Raw genomic sequence first — 2,138 nt, 5'->3', positions numbered from 1 at the left:
GATCCGGCTTACCGCAGACTGGTTGGCGCTGATGCCCTGAGAAAGGGTCACTTCACGCACACTCAGCGACGACTGGGCGATACCGATATCGTTGACTCGCTCGGACATGCTGTCGATCGCGTTGTCAATTCCGGCAATCAGTTCACGGAAATCGACGGAGGTAGCCGCAGTACCACCGTTGGTGAAGACAAGCTCACCTTGCTGGCCGGGAGCACCGCCTGTGCTCACGGAGATGTTCGCAGGCGTATTGTCCAGACTGTCGAGGTCAAAGAGTTGATTCACATTTACGGCGGATATTTTCGTTTCGAGCGTATCATCAGCACGTTCACCCACCTGGAAGGTGAGGGTCAGTGAACCGGAAAACGCATTGGAACCGGTAAGTCCGGCCTGGCCGTTAAGCAGGTCGAAGTCCTGGAAGACGGTCTGGTTGGCGATTTCGTTGATATCGTTACCCAGGGCCTTGATCTGCTCGCCAATGTAGCCCCGCTCGGTGTCTCCGAGGGTATCGTTGGCCGCCTGGGTAGCCAGGCCTTTCATTTCGATCAGGCTGTCCATGATGGTATCGAAACTGGATTCGGCAATGTCCAGAACGGACTTCGCGTCACCCACGTTTTGCAGGGCCTGGTCCAGGCCCGCGACACGGCTGTTCAATTTGGTTGCAATTGAGTAGCCGGCGGCATCGTCTTCGGCGCGGTTAATCCGCAAACCGGTCGACATACGCAGCTGGTTTTCGGCCAAACCGCGGTTGATGCGGTTCAGCGAAAGCTGTGAATCCAACGACTGAATATTGGTATTCACTCTGTTAAGATCACCAAAGCTTGACATGTTTTTTTACCTTTTGGTTGGTTGAGATGGAAAAATCGGTGTGCATGTTCCCAGTAGATGTTTAGATTATCGTGCCGGTTTTTCTGTACTTAAGAAAAACTTTGATTATTCAGGGGCTGTCGAATGAGCCCAGGCCAGTACCCCGGTCCAATGATGGAAGGCCGATGAAAAGCACCGGTGTTTCTTTGCCGATTATTGTGATCTGTCCCCGTACGGTTAAAAAAAAAGCCGGATTTCGCAGTGACACCCGGCTTTCGAAGGCCGCCGGCAGGAGATAACAGTGCCGGCAGGAATGAGTTGCTTTCTGGATCCGTCGGATTATCCGAGGAATCCGAGCACGGACTGCGGACCCATATTGGCTTGTGCCAGGGCCGAAGTCGCTGTCTGCTGCAGAATCTGCAGTCGCACGGACTCGCTCTGCTCTTTGGCAAAGTCGGTGTCCATGATCCGGCTTACCGCAGACTGGTTGGCGCTGATGCCCTGCGAAAGGGTCACTTCGCGCACACTCAGCGACGACTGGGCGATACCGATGTCGTTCACACGCTCGGACATGCCGTCGATCGCGCTGTCAATGTCGGTAATAAAAGAACGGTATCCTTCAGCATCCCATCCGGTAAAGTCAAGTTCGCCACCTTGCTTAACACTACCGCCACCAGTTGTTGCCGGATCAATGTGAACGGTGTACCCGGGATAATTATCACCTGTAAACGTTATTGATGCCGGTGAATCAAGCCCATTAAACCACTCAATTCCCCAATCCCCGGGTTCGCCGGTCACCCATCCTCCGATTTCCGGATTGATAAATTCTTCATTAATGGTGACTGTCATGTCAAATAAATCATCCGAAGTAATTTCGTGCTCCACCGATAAACCGCTAAATTCAACAATTATGGCATCACCTCCCGTACCACGCGTGCTGTATCCCCCCGTTATAGTTTGCCCGGGCTCCAATCCAAAATCATCCGCATGCGTTATCTTTGTAGCAAAGGATGTTGTGCCATCCACGGCAGCATTACTGCCTGAAAAAAGCTGGTTGATATTCACCGCTGCCAGGTCGACTGTAATGGTGTCGGATGCCCGTTCCCCTACCTGAAAAGTAAGACTAAGGCCATCGGTTTGGCCACCATTTCCCCCACTCAACAAGGGGAAGTCCTGGAAGACCGTCTGGTTGGCAATATCGTTTATGTCGTTTCCCAATGCTTTGATTTGCTCACCGATGTATTCCCGCTCGGTGCCGCCGAGGGAATCGTTGGCCGCCTGGGTAGCCAGACCTTTCATTTCGATCAGATTGTCCATGATGGTATCGAAACTGG

Annotated in this window: 2 protein-coding genes; both read right to left on the bottom strand. The window is 52.7% G+C overall.

Annotated elements, in window-relative coordinates:
• On the bottom strand, positions 1–825 hold an 825-nt coding region (locus QA596_12835; protein MDG5768337.1), incomplete at its 3' end, for a flagellin.
• Between the two features lie 318 nt (positions 826–1,143).
• Positions 1,144–2,138: flagellin (locus QA596_12830; GenBank protein ID MDG5768336.1), on the bottom strand; the 995-nt coding region annotated here is incomplete at its 5' end.

Source organism: Balneolales bacterium ANBcel1 (genome assembly GCA_029688905.1).
GTDB lineage: Bacteria > Bacteroidota > Rhodothermia > Balneolales > Natronogracilivirgulaceae > SLLW01.
This window is presented reverse-complemented; position numbering and strand designations above follow the sequence as displayed.